At 69.1% G+C, this 16,751-nt stretch carries 15 protein-coding genes; 3 read left to right on the top strand and 12 right to left on the bottom strand.

What is annotated here, in order from left to right:
* The first annotated feature begins 19 nt into the window (after nucleotides 1-19).
* A complete protein-coding gene (locus ACIBGM_RS28695; protein WP_396387272.1) occupies nucleotides 20-169 on the top strand; it encodes a hypothetical protein in 150 nt (49 codons plus the stop codon).
* On the opposite strand, the gene bioB is transcribed toward ACIBGM_RS28695, so the two are convergent.
* From bioB to ACIBGM_RS28680, 3 genes are all read right to left on the bottom strand, one after another.
* The gene (bioB, locus tag ACIBGM_RS28690; protein ID WP_396387271.1) at nucleotides 154-1,149 is read right to left on the bottom strand and encodes a biotin synthase BioB; all 996 of its coding nucleotides are present in this window, start codon (nucleotides 1,147-1,149) and stop codon (nucleotides 154-156) included. The genes ACIBGM_RS28695 and bioB overlap by 16 nt on opposite strands.
* A gap of 548 nt (nucleotides 1,150-1,697) precedes the next feature.
* Complete coding sequence (locus ACIBGM_RS28685; protein WP_396387270.1) at nucleotides 1,698-3,398, bottom strand: GMC oxidoreductase; 1,701 nt, start codon at nucleotides 3,396-3,398, stop codon at nucleotides 1,698-1,700.
* On the bottom strand, nucleotides 3,395-4,987 hold the full coding sequence (locus tag ACIBGM_RS28680; RefSeq protein WP_396387269.1) for a succinic semialdehyde dehydrogenase: 1,593 nt from the start codon (nucleotides 4,985-4,987) through the stop codon (nucleotides 3,395-3,397). The genes ACIBGM_RS28685 and ACIBGM_RS28680 overlap by 4 nt, the downstream gene beginning before the upstream one ends.
* A 205-nt stretch (nucleotides 4,988-5,192) precedes the next feature.
* Between ACIBGM_RS28680 and ACIBGM_RS28675 the strand changes: the two genes are divergently transcribed.
* Both ACIBGM_RS28675 and ACIBGM_RS28670 read left to right on the top strand, forming a co-directional pair.
* A complete protein-coding gene (locus ACIBGM_RS28675) occupies nucleotides 5,193-6,644 on the top strand; it encodes a hypothetical protein (RefSeq protein WP_396387268.1) in 1,452 nt (483 codons plus the stop codon).
* Between the two features lie 63 nt (nucleotides 6,645-6,707).
* Nucleotides 6,708-7,616 (top strand): TIGR03086 family metal-binding protein, encoded by a 909-nt coding sequence (locus tag ACIBGM_RS28670; protein WP_396387267.1) that lies wholly within the window; start codon nucleotides 6,708-6,710, stop codon nucleotides 7,614-7,616.
* Here ACIBGM_RS28670 and ACIBGM_RS28665 read toward each other — a convergent pair.
* The 9 genes from ACIBGM_RS28665 to groL all read right to left on the bottom strand — a co-directional run bounded on the left by ACIBGM_RS28665 (nucleotide 7,613) and on the right by groL (nucleotide 16,723).
* A complete protein-coding gene (locus tag ACIBGM_RS28665; RefSeq protein ID WP_396387266.1) occupies nucleotides 7,613-8,011 on the bottom strand; it encodes a hypothetical protein in 399 nt (132 codons plus the stop codon). The two genes, ACIBGM_RS28670 and ACIBGM_RS28665, sit on opposite strands and share 4 nt — an antisense overlap.
* 57 nt (nucleotides 8,012-8,068) lie before the next feature.
* Complete coding sequence (locus ACIBGM_RS28660) at nucleotides 8,069-8,791, bottom strand: acyl-CoA thioester hydrolase/BAAT C-terminal domain-containing protein (RefSeq protein WP_396387265.1); 723 nt, start codon at nucleotides 8,789-8,791, stop codon at nucleotides 8,069-8,071.
* On the bottom strand, nucleotides 8,788-9,894 hold the full coding sequence (locus tag ACIBGM_RS28655; protein WP_360530673.1) for a GuaB3 family IMP dehydrogenase-related protein: 1,107 nt from the start codon (nucleotides 9,892-9,894) through the stop codon (nucleotides 8,788-8,790). The genes ACIBGM_RS28660 and ACIBGM_RS28655 overlap by 4 nt, the downstream gene beginning before the upstream one ends.
* 257 nt (nucleotides 9,895-10,151) lie before the next feature.
* Nucleotides 10,152-11,666, bottom strand: a complete 1,515-nt coding sequence (gene guaB, locus ACIBGM_RS28650) for an IMP dehydrogenase (RefSeq protein ID WP_360530667.1) — start codon at nucleotides 11,664-11,666, stop codon at nucleotides 10,152-10,154.
* Between the two features lie 174 nt (nucleotides 11,667-11,840).
* A complete protein-coding gene (locus ACIBGM_RS28645; RefSeq protein ID WP_396387264.1) occupies nucleotides 11,841-13,145 on the bottom strand; it encodes a hypothetical protein in 1,305 nt (434 codons plus the stop codon).
* On the bottom strand, nucleotides 13,138-13,758 hold the full coding sequence (gene shbA, locus ACIBGM_RS28640; protein WP_360530661.1) for an RNA polymerase sigma factor ShbA: 621 nt from the start codon (nucleotides 13,756-13,758) through the stop codon (nucleotides 13,138-13,140). Before shbA ends, ACIBGM_RS28645 begins: the two co-directional genes overlap by 8 nt.
* Nucleotides 13,759-13,868: 110 nt before the next feature.
* Entirely contained in the window at nucleotides 13,869-14,564 is a 696-nt protein-coding gene (locus ACIBGM_RS28635; RefSeq protein WP_396387263.1) for a DNA alkylation repair protein, read from the bottom strand.
* A 13-nt stretch (nucleotides 14,565-14,577) separates the two neighbouring features.
* Nucleotides 14,578-15,021: a GNAT family N-acetyltransferase gene (locus ACIBGM_RS28630; protein WP_396387262.1), complete on the bottom strand. Its 444-nt coding sequence runs from the start codon at nucleotides 15,019-15,021 to the stop codon at nucleotides 14,578-14,580.
* A gap of 82 nt (nucleotides 15,022-15,103) precedes the next feature.
* Complete coding sequence (gene groL / locus ACIBGM_RS28625; RefSeq protein WP_360530651.1) at nucleotides 15,104-16,723, bottom strand: chaperonin GroEL; 1,620 nt, start codon at nucleotides 16,721-16,723, stop codon at nucleotides 15,104-15,106.
* Between the last annotated feature and the right edge of the window lie 28 nt (nucleotides 16,724-16,751).

The raw sequence follows: 16,751 nt of genomic DNA, 5'->3' as shown, positions 1-16,751 counted from the left end.
GGGCCGACCAGCCCATCGGATGGACTTGGACGATCATCCGGCGACGGCACTCGGCGCAGTAGCGGGGCGGCTCCAGAGCCAGGGCCCGACGGCAGTCCTCGTGACTGCCGTCGGCCAACTCGCGGCCGCAGTGGCCGCAGTAGACGAGCGTGGTCACAGCGTCTTCTGAAGTTCCTTGACCGGCATCTTCAGCTCGGCCAGCAGGTCGAGGTCCGCGGTCGCCGGGCGGCCGAGGGTGGTCAGGTAGTTGCCGACGATCACGGCGTTGATGCCGCCGAGCAGACCGTCGCGGGTGCCCAGGTCGCCCAGGGTCAGCTCGCGGCCGCCGGCGTACCGGAGCACCGTCCGGGGCATCGCGAGCCGGAACGCGGCGATCGTGCGCAGCGCGTCCTTGCCGTCCATGATCTCGAGGTCGCCGAACGGCGTCCCCGGCCGCGGGTTGAGGAAGTTCAGCGGCACCTCGTGCGGGTCCAGCTCGGCCAGCTGCGCGGCCAGCTCGGCGCGCTGCTCGAGGGTCTCCCCCATCCCGACCAGGCCGCCGCAGCACAGCTCCATGCCGGACTCCTTGACCATCAGGCAGGTGTCCCAGCGCTCCTCGAAGGAGTGCGTGGTGACGACGTCGCCGAAGTACGAGCGGGCCGACTCGAGGTTGTGGTTGTAGCGGTGCACGCCCATCGCCTTGAGCTCGGTGACCTGCTCCTGGGTGAGCATGCCGAGCGAGCAGGCGATGTTGATGTCGACCTCGGCGTTGATCGCCTCGATGCCGGCCTTCACCTGCGACATCAGCCGCTGGTCCGGACCGCGGACCGCGGCCACGATGCAGAACTCCGTCGCCCCGGTCTTCGCGGTCTCCTTGGCGGCCTCGACCAGCTCGGGGATGTTCAGCCAGACCGAGCGCACCGGCGAGGTGAACTGACCGGACTGGGAGCAGAAGTGGCAGTCCTCCGGGCAACCGCCTGTCTTGAGCGAGATGATCCCCTCGACCTCGACCTCCTCGCCGCACCATTTCACCCGCACCCCGTGCGCGAGCGCGAGCAGGTCGGCCAACTGGTCGTCGGGTGATTGCAGGACCTCGACCAGCTGTTCCTGGGAAAGGCCGACGCCCTGCTCCAGAACCTGCTCCCGGGCCACCTCGAGGATGTCGCTCATCGTTCTCCTGCCTCATCTGACGGTCGGCCCACAGTAAGTCAGCCCATGGCTGGAGGGCTGCGAGGGGCGTCACGTGGAACACGTGCGACCGAGGCGTCGCAGCAACTCTCCGCAGCCCCGGCAAAACTTTCCGGGATTTTCTGCGGAACCTCGTAACCCCCCGTAGACGGGCTCGTTGATGTGTGCAGAGGCGGTTACCGCAAGGAAGACCGCCACCCGGTTACAAGGAGCGACGAAAAGCTGATCATTACGATCGGCACGCAGAGTGGTCACAACCACTCGCAAAACCTCGAAACTCCGGGAATCGGATGTAAGGTAGTGACCAAGAGCTCGGGTCGCCAGCTGTGGTTGGTGACCCGATCCCAAAGCGCCGGGCGCCTCACCCCGGCTTGAGTGGGTCCCTCGGGAAACGATTTGGGCGGAAACGTTCCCGAGGGACCTGCTCCCTTTTCCGGAGCTTTTGGCAATTCCCACCAGCCTCAGCAGCCTCACGGGTTTGCTGAGGTTTCTTCATTTCACCTGACAGCGGGTGAACTATTGTCGTTGTGTTACGACTTCGTCACAGACGGCTTCGGAATGATCGGGAGCCGCAGCGCCCCCGGCGCATCGGCCGGTACGACGGGATGCCCCGGCTTCACCGGTTGCACCCGCCGGTACGCCGATCCGACCGGCGGCCGGACGTCGTTCTCCCCCTTGTTCGGCCAGAACGAGAGCGCCCGCTCGGCCTGCGCGGTGATCGTCAGCGACGGGTTCACCCCGAGGTTCGCCGAGATCGTCGACCCGTCCAGGATGTGCAGGCCGTCGTACCCGTAGACCCGGTGGTACGGATCGACCACGCCGGTCTCGGGCGAGTCGCCGATCGCGCAGCCGCCGATGAAGTGGGCCGTCATCGGCACGTTGAACGGCTCGCCGATGGTGCCGCCCGGCGTGCCGTTCATCAGCTTCGCCATCCGCCGGACCACCTGGTTCGCGACCGGGATCCAGGGCGGGTTCGGGGCACCGTGTCCCTGCTTCGACGACAGCCGCCAGCGGCCGAACCGGTCCCGCTTCCCGAAGGTGGTGATCGAGTTGTCCGCGGTCTGCATCACCAGCGCGATCACGGTCCGCTCGGACCAGTGCTTCAGGTCGTACAGCCGGCGAATGTTCTTCCGCTGCACGCCGAGCTCACGCACCCAGGTCCGCCACCGCGGCCGGTCCCCATCCCCGTCGGTCAGCACGGTCTGCAGCAGCGACATCGCGTTGCTGCCCTTGCCGTACCGGACCGGCTCGATGTGGGTGATGTCGTCGGGGTGGAATGACGAGGTGATCGCGACTCCGCGGCTGTAGTCGATATCGCGGTCCCTGGCGATCGCCCCGAGCAGCGACTCGGAGTTGGTCCGGGTCAGCACGCCGAGCCGGTCGGACAGTCGCGGCAGTTTGCCCTCGTCCCGGAGCCGGTGCAGGAGTTTCGCCGTACCCAGGGCGGACGCGGCGAACACGACCTGCTGGGCGGTGAACCGGCGCGTGATCTTGCGGTTCGAGGTACGGCGGGTGTCGACGGCGTACCCGCCGTTCGGCAGCGGCTCGACCGAGGTGACCGTGGTCATCGGGAAGACCGTGGCGCCGGCCTTCTCGGCCAGGTAGAGGTAGTTCTTGGTCAGCGTGTTCTTCGCGTTGTGCCGGCAGCCCGTCATGCACTCGCCGCAGTCGATGCAGCCGGTACGACGCGGTCCGGCGCCACCGAAGTACGGGTCGTCGACCTCGACGCCGGGCTTGCCGAAGAAGACGCCGACCGGGGTCGGGTGGAAGGTCTCGCCCACGCCCATGTCGTCGGCGACCTGCTTCATCACCTCGTCGGCCGGCGTGAAGTGCGGGTACGTCGTGACGCCGAGCATCCGCTTGGCCTGGTCGTAGTACGGCGCGAGCTCGGACTTCCAGTCGGTGATGTGCGCCCACTGGCGGTCGGTGTAGAACGCAGGCAGCGGCTCGTACAGGGTGTTCGCGTAGACCAGGCTGCCGCCGCCGACCCCGGCGCCGGACAGGATGATCACGTCCCGCAGCGCGCTGATCCGCTGGATGCCGTACCAGCCGAGCTTCGGCGCAAACAGGAACCGGCTCTTGTCCCACGAGTTCTTCGCGAACCCGGCGTCCTCGAACCGTGCCCCAGCCTCGAGTACGGCGACCTTGTAGCCCTTCTCGGTGAGCCGCAACGCGCTGACGCTGCCGCCGAACCCGGACCCGATGACGACAACGTCATAGTCCAATTTCATGGGCGGCCCAGTTTCTTCAGCACTCGGAGGGCGCCGGTCATGAACTCGGCGTACGCCTCGTCGGAGATGCCGTGCGAGGCGGCGATCGGGAGCACCCGCTGGGTGGCGATCGCCTGCGGGTCGACGTACCGGCGGATGCCCTCGGCGCCCTGGCGGCGGCCGAGACCGGACGCCCGCATCCCGCCCATCGGGGTGTCGATCGAGCCGAACGTCGCGCCGTACGCCTCGTTCACGTTGACCGTGCCGGCCACCAGTTGGGCCGCGACCGCCCGGCCGCGCCGGCCGTCCCGGGTCCAGACGCTCGCGTTCAGCCCGTACTCGCCCTCGTTCGCGCGCTGGATCGCCTCGGACTCGTCGGAGAACCGGTAGATCGACACCACCGGCCCGAACGTCTCGTTGTCGAAGCACTCCATCTCCGGTGTCACCCCGGACAGCACGGTCGGCTCGTAGAACAGCGGGCCGATGTCGGGCCGGGCCTTGCCACCCGCGAGTACGACGGCGCCCTTGGCGCGAGCGTCGTCGACGTGCCGGGTCACGGTCTCCAGCTGCGCCTTCGAGATCAGCGAGCCCATGTCGACGTCCCAGCCGGTCCCTGCGGAGATCCGGAGCTTCTGCACCCGGTCGATGAACGCGGTCACGAACGCGTCGTACACCTGGTCGGCGACGTACAGCCGCTCCATCGAGACGCATAATTGGCCGGCACTCGAGAAGCACGCCCGTACGGCGCCTTCCGCGGCCCGGTTGATGTCGGCATCCCGCAGTACGAGCATCGGGTTCTTGCCACCGAGCTCCAGGCTGCAGCCGATCAGCCGCTCACCAGCCTGCTTCGCGACCAGCCGGCCGGTCTTGGTCGAGCCGGTGAAGCAGATGTAGTCGGCTTTCTGGATGATCGCGCCGCCCACAGTCGGGCCATCGCCGTTCACCGGCTGCCAGACCTCACGTGGCAGGCCGGCGTCGTACAGCAGCTCGATCGCCCGGAGCGCGGTCAGCGGGGTCTGGCTGTCGGGCTTGTGGACGACGGCGTTGCCCGCGAGCACAGCCGGTAGGCCGTCGGACATCGCCATGCTGAGGGGGTAGTTCCAGGGCGAGATGATGCCGACGACGCCCTTCGGCACGAACCGCTGCTCGGCCCGGGTCAGGATCGGGAACATGCCCAGCTTGCGCTGCGGCTCGAGCAGCTCGGCGGCCTTGCGGGCGTAGTAGCGAGCAGTGAGGGCGACGTGCGCGACCTCCTCGAAGGCCTGCTTGCGCGCCTTGCCCGACTCGAGGATCACCAGGTCCACGAGCTCGTGCCGGTGGTCCAGGACCAGGTCGTGGTACCGCAGCAGGATCGCCGCGCGCTCGGCCAGCGGCACCCGCTTCCAGGTCTGCTGGGTCCGGCGCGCGGATCGGACCGCCGCGACCACGTCGTCCGGGCTGGACACCGGCAGCGTGGCGATCGGCTGACCGGTGGCCGGCGCGTGCGACGTCCGCACCCCGGCCGAGGCGCGAAGCAGCCCCGACAGGCGGCGGACGACCGACTGATCGGTCGCGTACGACGCGGTCGGGTCGAGCTCGGGATCCGCAGGAATCGAGGTCTGCTCGCTCATTCCTCCACCTCGCTGGCGCTCGGCTCCGGAATGAGCGAAAACGCTGCTCTGCCTTTGATTCGCTCGCTACGCTCGCTCATGTAACCAGGCTACCTGCCGGTAATACCCATGTCAGTACCGGAAATCGGCCGTGTCAGGCCTCAGCGTTCCACCCGGCAGACCACTAAGCTGAACGGCTGAACCTGCGAAGGGGTGGAACGTCGAGATGGTGGACAGCGGGGGGCTGTGGACGCCTCCTGAGGACGAGCTCGCTGAGGCTCTGCAGACCGCACAGGTGCTGATCGAGGAAGGCCGGGCCGACGAGGCCGGGCCGTACCAGCAACGCGTGATCGAGCTGGCCCGGGAGCGCGCCGAGGGGCACCCGAATCACTACGAGGCCAAGCACCTGATGGCCGCGACGCAGTACGAGCTGGCCGGCTCGCTGAACGCGTCCGGACGGCACGAGGAAGCGCTTGCCGCGCTGCACGAGGCCCAGCTCGGCTACACCGAGCTCAGCGACGCCGGCGTCCTCGACGCCACCTCCTTCCTGGCCGACGTTCGCGCCCGGCGGGCGATGACCCAGGCCCACCGCGGTCACGGCGCGACCGCCGTACTGGAGATGGACGGCGCGGTGATCGCGTACGGCCAGCTCGTCGGCGGCAAGGACGGGCTGAAGCACCAGCCGGACTTCGCCCGGGTGCTGGCGATGAACGCGCTGATCCTGCGGCGGTACGGCGACCCCGCCCTGGCAGTCGCGTCCGCCGACGCGGCGACGCAGCTGTTCCTGCAGCTCGCAGACCAGATCAACGAGAGCCCGCAGTCGCTGTCCTACGCGCGCTACCTGTGTACGGCGACCGCGGTGTCGGCTGACGTACACGCTGCCGAGGGACGGCTCGACCTGGCGCTGGAGGCGGACGAGGTCGGCCTGAGCACGGCCGACACGCTCGCGGACTCGGAGTCGGCGACCGACATGCGCACGCTGGTCGCCGCGCTCACCCGGAAGGGCAAGCACCTCGGCGTCGTCGGCCGGATCATAGAAGGCGAGACCTGCCTGCGGACGGCGTTCGACACCGACGCGGAGACCGCTCAACGGGTCACCGAGGAGCTGGACCGCGGTCTGCCGCTGACTCTGGTCGCGGCGCTCGAGAACGCGGAGATCAAGCTCGGCCCGTTCGAGCAGTACCACCGGCTGGTGGCGCTGAGTGAGCCCGCGCCCGGGATGACGCTGGCGACAGTGTCAGGTCGCACCGACCCGGAGTCGGCCGCCGTACGCGCGACCGAGCTGAGCGAACTGGTCCGCCCGCTGCTGATGCAGGACGTGGACACCGCGCTCACGCTGGGCATGGAGGCGCACTACCTGTTCGCGATCTCGTCCGAGCGGGAGTCGCACCGGATGCGGTACGAGACCAGCACCTACGCGCCGATCTGGGCGCAGCTGCTGCTCGCCATCTCCGAGGCGTACTACCAGGCCGGCCGGACGGACCTCGCCCTGGACCTCGGCGGCTGGTGTGCGGAGGTCGCGACCGCGCTGATCCCGTTCACGGACGACGACGCCGTGATGAAGGACCTCGCCGGCTCCTGCTACCGGCACCACGGCGACCTGCTCGCGGCGACCGGAGACGTGATGGCGTCCCAGCACGCCCACGAGGCCGCCCAGCAGCTCCAACTCGGCCGGTAACCTCCGGGTAATTGACGCTTCCCCTCGCCAGGCGGACGCTGGCGCTTGAGAGGGGGAACGAACATGCATGTAGTGCAACTGCACAATCGAACGGTCGACAACTTCGCCCTGCTGGTCAACCAGGTGCGACCCGACCAGTGGACGGCTCCGACGCCCTGCTCGGACTGGAACGTTCGTGACCTGGTGAATCACGTCGTCGGTGAGGAACGCTGGACCGTGCCGCTGATGGAAGGAAAGACCATCGCGGAGGTCGGCGCCACCTTGGACGGCGATCTGCTCGGCGACGACCCGGTGTCCGCCGCGACGGCGGCCGCCCGGGCCGCTCAGGGCGCCGCGGACCAGCCGATCGAGAAGGTCCATCTCTCGTACGGCGACGAGGACGCGTCCGAGTACCTGCGGCAGCTAGCGGCCGACCACCTCGTGCACGGGTGGGACCTGGCCGCCGCGATCGGGGTGGACCCACGGATGGATCCGGACCTGGTGGACGAGGTCGCGACCTGGTTCGCGGAGCGGGCTGAACTCTATCGCTCGGCCGGCATGGTCGCCGCTTCCGTCGACGGCTTCACGGACCCGGCCGACCAGCTCATCGGCGCCTTCGGCCGCGACCCGAACTGGTCGACGACGGACACCGTCGTCACCCGCTTCGGAGCTGCTTTCGACCGGCAGGACATCGATGGCGTGATGGCGCTCGTCACCGACGACTGTGTCTTCGAGTCCACCTCACCCGCGCCGGACGGCGAACGGTTCGAGGGCGCGGCCGCCGTTCGGGCCGTGTGGGAGAAGCTCTTCGCGAACACGGACGACCCGCGGTTCGAGACCGAGGAAACCTTCGTGCAGGGTGACCGGGGTTTCGTCCGCTGGACGTACTCGTGGCGGGAATCGTCCGGCGAGCGCGGTCACGTCCGCGGCGTCGACGTACTGCGCCTGCGCGACGGCAAGATCGCCGAGAAGCTGTCGTACGTGAAGGGCTAGTCCGGTAGGTCCGTCTTCAGAGCGCCGACGAACAGGCCGGCCTCGGCCTCGGTCATCCCCGTCTCGGAGACGACCAGGGCGGTGGCCTGGTGGAGCTCGCCCTGCGCCTTGAGGGCACGGGTGCGCTCCGCCAGGTTCGTGCCGGGCACGCGGACGACCGGGGTGTCGGTGACCGGTGAGACGTAGCGCCCGAGCCGGATGTCGTCGACGAGGCCCTTGGCGTTCTTCAGGTCCAGGCCGGTCCGGTCCCGGACCAGTTTGACCGCGTGCACCGACTTCTTGGTGGTGAGCAGGAACCGCACTTGGTCCACGTCGTCAGGGGTGAGCCTGGCCCGCGCGGCGGCGAGGGCGACGTTGTCGGCGTCCTGGTTGCTCCGTCGGCTGAACAGTCCCATGCCGCCATCCTTTCAGAACTGCTCAAGCCGCGAGGACTCGACGCAGGTCGCTCCGGTTCATCCGGCGAGGGTGCGCAGGAGCTGCGGCCAGACCAGCTCGCCGAGCTCCCGATCCGCCTGCTCGGTTCCCCCTCGGGCCATCCGCTGCCCGCCGCTCTTGGGCGTCTCCCCGGGCAGGATCACCCGATGCCCGGCCCTCGCCGCGACCACCGTCCGGGTGGGGCGAGCCTCGCGCGCCAGGCTGATCTGCTCCGCGAACTGCACCGACGGCCAGACCCGGTCGTCACCGCCGGCTACGAGCAGGACCTCGCCGCGGATCCGCTCCACCGGGATCCGGGCGGCGTGTCCGTCGTACTTCTTCAGACTCTGGCGGTACCAGGGGGTGAAGCTGGGTGGGTCGTCGTCCGGTTGCCAGGTCAGGTCGAGCGGGACGAACGGCAGGGGTTCGCCCTGCCAGGTCCAGGCCGACGTCTGGTGGCCGGCGTCGTTCCAGGCCCAGACGTATGCGGTGGGGGCGAGTGCGATCACCGCGTCGACGTGTTCGTCGAGGGCGCCGAGCAGCAGGGCCGCTTCGGCGCCGCGGGACACGCCCATGACCACGATCCGGTCATTGCGCTGCTTGAGCTCGTCGAGTGGAAACGACTCGAGCGGGATCTCGCTGATCGTGGCGTCGAACCATCGCGGCGCGTGGACGTCGTACCCCTCGGCCTCAAGGATCCGGGCCCGCTCCAGATCCGGCGTACCACTGGATCCGTGCAGGAGCAGGACGCCCGTGGTCAACCTACGACGACCTCGACTCGCTGGAACTCCTTGAGCTCCGTGTAGCCGGTGGTGGCCATCGCGCGCTTGAGGGCGCCGACCAGGTTCATCGTGCCGTCCGGCACCCAGGACGGGCCGAACAGGATCTGCTCGAGCGTGCCGGTGACACCGACCTCGACCCGCTCGCCGCGGGGCAGATCGGCGTGCCAGGCCTCGGCGCCCCAGTGGAATCCTCCGCCCGGCGCGTCGCTCGCCCGAGCCAGCGGCGAACCGACCATCACCGCGTCGGCGCCGCAGGCGATCGCCTTCGCCACATCGCCGGACCGGCCGACCGAGCCGTCCGCGATCACGTGCACGTACCGGCCGCCGGACTCGTCCATGTAGTCCCGCCGCGCCGCGGCCACGTCGGCCACCGCGGACGCCATCGGCACCGCGACCCCGAGCACCTTGCGGGTCGTGTGCGCCGCGCCGCCGCCGAACCCGACCAGCACGCCGGCCGCACCGGTCCGCATCAGGTGCAGCGCGGCCTGGTGCGTCGCGCACCCACCGACGATCACCGGTACGTCGAGGTCGTAGATGAACTGCTTGAGGTTGAGCGGCTCGGCCTGGCCCGACACGTGCTCGGCCGAGACCGTCGTACCGCGGATGACGAACAGGTCGACGCCTGCGTCCACGACGTGCTTCGCGAACTGCTTGGTCCGCTGGGGCGAGAGCGCGCCGGCCACGGTGACGCCGGAGTCGCGGATCTCCTGGACCCGCTGCGAGATCAGCTCGGGCTTGATCGGCGCGGAGTAGATCTCCTGCAGCCGGTGCGTCGCCTGCTCCTTGCCGAGGGAGGTGATCTCCTCCAGCAGGTTCGACGGGTCCTCGTACCGGGTCCACAGGCCTTCGAGGTTGAGCACACCGAGACCGCCGGCCTTCCCGATCGCGATCGCGGTGGCCGGCGACATCACCGAGTCCATCGGCGCGGCCAGGATCGGCAGCTCGAACCGGTAGGCGTCGATCTGCCAGGCCACCGAGACCTCCTCGGGGTCCCGCGTCCGCCGCGACGGCACGATCGCGATGTCGTCAAACGCGAACGCCTGCCGCCCCCGCTTCGCCCGCCCGATCTCAATCTCACTCATACCGACAATCTACCGGTAGCCCCTCGCGCGCCCGGCGCGCGCATCCGCTGGTGGACACACTGCCCGCGGGCCTGGGTCAGTTGTGTCGCTGCCGAAATTCGGCGCGGAGCCTCGGCCCCAGCAGCCCCTCGATCTCGGCGCGCCGCTCACCTGGTCTGGGGAACGCCGCGAGGAGCCTCCGCACGAACGAATCTGCCGTCTCAGACATCAACCCGACATTCAGCAGGACCCCGCGATTCCGCGGGGGTGGTTCGGGGTCAGCGGCCGGAGTAGTTGGGGGCTTCTACGGTCATTTGGATGTCGTGGGGGTGGGACTCCTGCAGGCCGGCTGAGGTGATGCGGACGAAGCGGCCCTTGTCCTGGAGCTCGGGGACGGTGCGGGAGCCGCAGTAGAACATCGACTGGCGCAGGCCGCCGATCAGCTGGTGGGCGACGGCGGACAGCGGGCCGCGGTACGGGACCTGGCCCTCGACGCCCTCGGCGATCAGCTTCTCGTCGGTGCCGACGTCGCTCTGGAAGTAGCGGTCCTTGGAGTACGACTTGCGCAGCCCGCCGGCCGACGACATCGCGCCGAGCGAACCCATCCCGCGGTACGCCTTGAACTGCTTGCCGTTGATGAACACCAGGTCGCCCGGCGACTCCTCGCAACCGGCCAGCAGCGAACCCAGCATGACCGTGTCGGCGCCGGCCACGAGGGCCTTGGCGATGTCACCGGAGTACTGCAGGCCGCCGTCGCCGATCACCGGGACACCGGCCGGCTTGCAGGCCAGCGACGCCTCGTAGATCGCGGTGACCTGCGGTACGCCGACGCCGGACACGACTCGCGTCGTACAGATCGAGCCCGGGCCGACGCCCACCTTGACGCCGTCCGCGCCGGCCTCGACCAGCGCCTGGGCGCCGGCGCGGGTGCCGATGTTGCCGCCGATCACGTCCACGCCGCGGGTGGCCGGGTCGGCCTTGAGCCTGCGGATGATCTCGAGCTGGGCCTGGGAGTGACCGTGCGCGGTGTCCACGACCAGCACGTCGACACCGGCCTCGACCAGGGTCATGGCGCGCTTGTACGCCTCGCCGAAGAAGCCGATCGCGGCGCCGACCATCAGCCGGCCGGTCGAGTCCTTGGTGGACAGCGGGAACTTGTCCCGCTTCACGAAGTCCTTCAGCGTGATCAGGCCGGTCAGCTTGCCCGCGTCGTCGACCAGCGGGAGCTTCTCCACCTTGTGCCGGCTGAGCAGCGCCATCGCGTCGTCGGCGGAGATGCCCTGCTTGCCGGTGATCAGCGGCTGCTTGGTCATCACCTCGTGCACCGGCCGGGTCAGGTCGTTCTCGAACCGCATGTCGCGGTTGGTGACGATGCCGACCAGGACGCCGGCGTCGTCGACCACCGGCACACCGGAGATCCGGTACTGGCCGCAGAGCGCGTCGGCCTCGCCGATGCTGGCGTCCGGGCCGATGGTGATCGGCTGCGCGATCATGCCGGACTCGGAGCGCTTGACCAGGTCGACCTGCTGGGCCTGGTCCTCGATCGAGAGGTTGCGGTGCAGGACGCCGAGACCGCCCTGCCGGGCCATGGCGATCGCCATCCGGGCCTCGGTGACGGTGTCCATCGCGCTGGACAGCAGCGGGATGTTGACCTCGACGTTGCGGCTCACCCGGGACCGGGTGCTGGCCTCGGAGGGGATGACGTCGGACTCGTTGGGCTGCAGCAGCACGTCGTCGAAGGTGAGACCGAGGACGGCGAACTTGTCGGGAACTCCAGCGGGTGTGATGTCCATAGGGAAAGCAGGCACCTTTGCACGGCGAGAACGGGACACCATCCTATGCCGCCCGCACCCAACCCCCGAATCCGCCATCCACAGGCGGCCGTCACCCGCCGTACACACCCGCTACGACGTGGCGCCCGGACCACCCGTGAATCCGCCCGGCCGTGGCGGGCCGGGCGGACAGTGTCAGCGGGTGGTCGGTGTGTTGACGACGTCCAGGATCTGAAGGACCTCGGTCGACTCGGTGGAGCCGTGAGCGCGGGCGATGGCGGCGTGCTTGCCCTCGGCGTACGTGCCGCTGGAGTGCTTGCCCTTGGCGTAGGTCTTCTTGACCGAGCCGGTCGCAAGCTGGCCGCTGGAGTGCTTCGCCGACGTCTGCGACCCGAAGAACTCCTCCGCGCTCGACACCTCGACCGGCGCACCGGTCGGTGTCGGCAGGACGTCCGGCAGGACCTCCTTGATGATCTCGGTGAGCTCTTCCAGCGGCCCGTCGGTCGGCGGCTCCTTCTGGTCCGCACCGGGGTCCTCAGCCGGCTGGGTGTCACCGGAATCCGAGCCCTCGTCCGAGGAGCCCTGCTCCGACCCCGTGTCGTTGCTCGGCACCGTGGTCGGCGTCGTCGTCGGGTCGGTGACCGGGTTGTTCCCGGTCTCGCCCGTCTCCTCGTTGTTCGGCGGCGTGCTCGGCGTCGTCGTCGGTTCCGAGGTCGGCTCGGTCGTCGGCGTCGTCGGGTCGGTCGACGGCGGCGTGCTCGGCTCGGTCGTCGGCTCCGTGCTCGGCTCGGTGGTCGGCTCCGTCGACGGCTCGGTCGTCGGCTCGTCGGCCGGCTTCTCCTCCGTGTTCCCGGTGTCGGCCGGCTTGGTCGTCTCGACCGGCTTGGTCGGCGGGACCGAGATAACGGTCGGGTTCTGCTCGGGCACGACCCGCTGGAGCACCTCAGGCAGGGCGTGCACGGCCGTGGCCGGCGGTGTCGGCGCGACCTTGTCGGCGGCCTTCTGCTCGGCGTCGCGACGCTCTTCCTGCTTCTTCTGGAAGTCCTTGGCGACCTTGACGATCTTCGTCTTGTCGACCACCGGCATTCCGTCGAGCTGCTCCTTCGGGAAGCTGGTCTGCGGACGGACCGCGTCGACCATCTTCTCGATGACCTTCTCGTACGGCGACAGCGGATCACCAGTGACGGCCGCGGCAACACCGGAGACCGACAGCGCGGCCACCGCGGCGACCCCGAGCGCCAGACCACGCGTCGCCACCTTGCGGGCGAACGGGTCCGTCACCGGGTTCAGCGTCGCGCAGCGCGCCAGGAAGCTCTCCGGGTCGTCGATCGTCTCCACCGGGAGCTCGTCCTCGACCTCTACCGCGAGCCGTAGCTCGGCCAGCAGCTTGACGGCCGGGTCATGCTCTCCCGCGGTACGCGCGGACTCCCCACCAGCGGCCAGCAGGTCGAGAAGCGCGTCATCGGCGTCGATCGCGTCAAGGTCGAAACGGTCAGCCATGATTCCCCTCCCCTGCTCCTCGTTCCAGCTGTGCCTCATGCCCCACAAACCCCCTGAGCGTGTTCAACGCTCGATGCTGTGCGACCCTCACCGCCCCCGGTGTCATCCCCAGTGCCCGGCCGGTCTCCTCGGCTGACATCCCCGCTACCACCCGGAGCCGCAGGATCTCCCGCAACTTCTCCGGCAACTTGTCCAGCAGGCCCATGATGTGCTGGACCTCCGAGTGCCGGACTGCGTGCTCCTCCGGCGTCGGTGACTCGTCCGCGCCGTCCGGCAGGTCCGGCGTCGAGACGTCGGCCACCGCGAACGCACGCTGGGCATCGGCGACCTTGCGGGCCGCGATGCCGTAGACGAAAGCCTCGAAAGGCCTCCCCTCATCACGGTACCGGCTCAGCGCGCCGAACACCGCGACACAGACTTCTTGTGCGACGTCGTCGACCATGTCGGCGCCGCCGGGGTACGTCCAGAGCCGGGACCGCACATAGCGGTGAGCCACGGCGCGCACCCTTGTCAACAGGTCGTTGAGAGCTGTCCGGTCGCCTTCGCTCGCAAGCGCGGCAAGATCCCTGAGCTCGACCCGGTCGTGGGTGTGCGGTACTTGGACCTCGGTCACCCCTCGCCCCCTCGTGTTGGACCGGTCAGCCTGAAAGATGGTACGGCGCTCATCTTCTCTTGCCTAGTGGCAATTCGTGATCGCACCAGGTTTTTGGTCACGATCTGTCACTACCCGCGGGTCAGGTAGGACTGGCGGTCGGACGGGTCGAGTTTCTCCACGGCGTAGCGCAGGGCCGGGCGTGGCATCCGGGCAGCATGCCGGTCGAGAAAGGCGCGGAGAGCGAGCTCGTCGGCGACGCCGGCGTACTTGAGGGCGATGCCGACGGGCTTGGACACGACCGGGTCGGTGTCGTCGACCAACAGTTCCGCCAGGGCGAAGAGGTCGGCGAGCGCATCGGGATCACCGGATCCTGTGAAGGCGAGCGGCGCCGTCATCGCGGTACGCCGGCGCAGCGGATCGGCCGATCGGGCCAGCTCGAACAACGGCGTACGTGGCTTGTCGAGCAAATAGCTGCCGACGACGCGTGGGGCGGCCCGGTCGACCATGTCCCAGGTGTCGATCCGGTCGTGCCGGCCGAGGTACAGCTCGTAACAGCCGCGACGTTCGTCGGCCGGCAGTTTCGCCTTCCTGGCCTTGAAGTCGAGCACGCAGAACGCCGCCAGGCGCGGTTCGTACTCCGGGACGTCGAGCAGCCGGTCGACCTCGCTCAACGGCAACGCGGTGTAGCGCTTGGCGATCCCGAACAGCGTCCCCATCCGGACGCCGAGAACAGCGGCCGAACCGTGGTAGTGCTTCTGCGGATGCTCGGCCGGCCGAGCCTGCGACCGTAACTCGTCGACCAGCGCGGATGCCGTCAGGTCCATCCTGGGAGCGTAGTCAGTTCGGCGGTTCGAAGTGGAGTACGGCGGACGCGTGGTCGCCGCCCCAGTCGACGGGACTGCGGCCGGTCTCGCGCCAGCCGGAGCGTTGGTAGAGGGCGATCGCGGCGTGGCAGTTGTCGGCGACTTCCAGGGTGACGGGCCGGTCAGCGACCGCGAGGGCGTGGTCGAGCAGTCGGCGGCCCAACCCGCCGCCGGTGGCCTTCGGGTCCACGAACAACCGCTCCACCAGCGCGCCGCCGGACGCGTCCGCGGTCAGCACGACATGGCCCGCCACGCGGCCGTCGTCGGTGGTGATCACCCAGGCGCCGAGCATGCCCGGCGGTGTCAGCCAGTGGGTCGGGTCCGTTGGCCAGTTGACCGGATAACCGGCGGCCACATGCACCTCCCGCAGAATCTCGGCACAGCTCGCGAGATCCGCGTCGGTCCGCTCCCGAATCACTCCCCAACCCAACCACACCGGCAAAGACGAACCGCCCGGCTGGTCCGTGGACCAGCCGGGCGGTTGTCGTTCGACCTGAGGATCAGTGACCGTGGCCGTGGCCGTGACCGGCGGCGGCGGGCTCCTCTTCCTCGGGCTTGTCGACCACCAGCGTCTCGGTGGTCAGCAGCAGCGCGGCGATCGAGCCGGCGTTGGCGAGCGCGGACCGGGTCACCTTGACCGGGTCCAGCACGCCCTGGGCCAGCAGGTCGCCGTACTCGCCGGTGGCGGCGTTGAAGCCGCTGCCGGACTCGAGCTCGGCCACCTTCGACGTCACCACGTAGCCCTCGTAACCGCCGTTCTCGGCGATCCAGCGCAGCGGCTCGACGATCGACTTGCGGACGATCCGGACACCGGTGGCCTCGTCACCTTCGAGGTCCAGGCCGTTGTCCAGCACGGTCGCCGCGTGCACGAGCGCGGAGCCGCCACCGGCGACGATGCCCTCCTCGATCGCGGCCCGGGTCGCGGACACCGCGTCCTCGATCCGGTGCTTCTTCTCCTTGAGCTCGACCTCGGTGGCCGCGCCGACCTTGATCACGCAGACGCCACCGGCCAGCTTGGCCAGCCGCTCCTGCAGCTTCTCGCGGTCCCAGTCGGAGTCGGTGCGCTCGATCTCGGCCTTGATCTGGTTGACCCGGGCCTCGATCGCGTCGGCCTCGCCGGCGCCCTCGACGACGGTGGTGTTGTCCTTGGTGACGACGATCCGGCGAGCAGTGCCGAGCACCTCCAGACCGACCTGGTCCAGCTTGAGGCCGACCTCGGGAGCGACCACCTGCGCGCCGGTCAGCGCGGCCAGGTCCTCCAGCATCGCCTTGCGGCGGTCACCGAAGCCCGGCGCCTTGACCGACACCGAGGTGAAGTTGCCGCGGATCTTGTTGACCACCAGGGTGGACAGCGCCTCGGCCTCGACGTCCTCGGCGATGATCAGCAGCGACTTGCCGGACTGCACGACCTTCTCCAGCAGCGGCAGCAGGTCCGCGATCGCGGAGATCTTGCCCTGGTGGATCAGGATGTACGGGTCCTCCAGCACCGCCTCGCCGGCTTCGGCGTCGGTGATGAAGTACGGCGAGATGTAGCCCTTGTCGAACTGCATGCCCTCGGTGAACTCGAGCTCGGTGCCGAAGGTGTTCGACTCCTCGACGGTGATCACACCGTCCTTGCCGACCTTGTCGAAGGCGTCCGCAATCAGGGCGCCGATCTCGGCGTCCCGGGCGGAGATGGTGGCGACGTGCGCCATGTCGCCCTTGTCGTCCACCGCGCGGGCGGTGTCGACCAGCTTGGCCGAGACAGCCTCGACGGCCGCCTCGATACCGCGCTTGAGGCCCATCGGGTTGGCGCCGGCGGCGACCGCCCGCAGGCCCTCGTGCACCAGCGCCTGCGCCAGCACCGTCGCGGTGGTGGTGCCGTCACCGGCGATGTCGTTGGTCTTGGTGGCGACCTCCTTGGTCAGCTGCGCACCAAGGTTCTCGAACGGGTCGTCCAGCTCGACCTCACGGGCGACGGTGACACCGTCGTTGGTGATGGTCGGGGCGCCCCACTTCTTGTCCAGGACGACGTAGCGGCCCTTCGGCCCCAGCGTCACCTTCACCGTGTTCGCGAGCTTGTCGACGCCGCGCTCCAGGGCGCGCCGCGCGTTCTCGTCGAACTCGAGGATCTTCGGCATGAAAAATCCAGTCCCTCTCTGAAATTCG

It is taken from the genome of Kribbella sp. NPDC050470, assembly GCF_044458365.1.
In the GTDB taxonomy this organism is placed as follows: domain Bacteria; phylum Actinomycetota; class Actinomycetes; order Propionibacteriales; family Kribbellaceae; genus Kribbella.
Note: the sequence above shows the minus strand (reverse complement) of the source record. Positions and strands in the feature narration are given on the sequence as shown.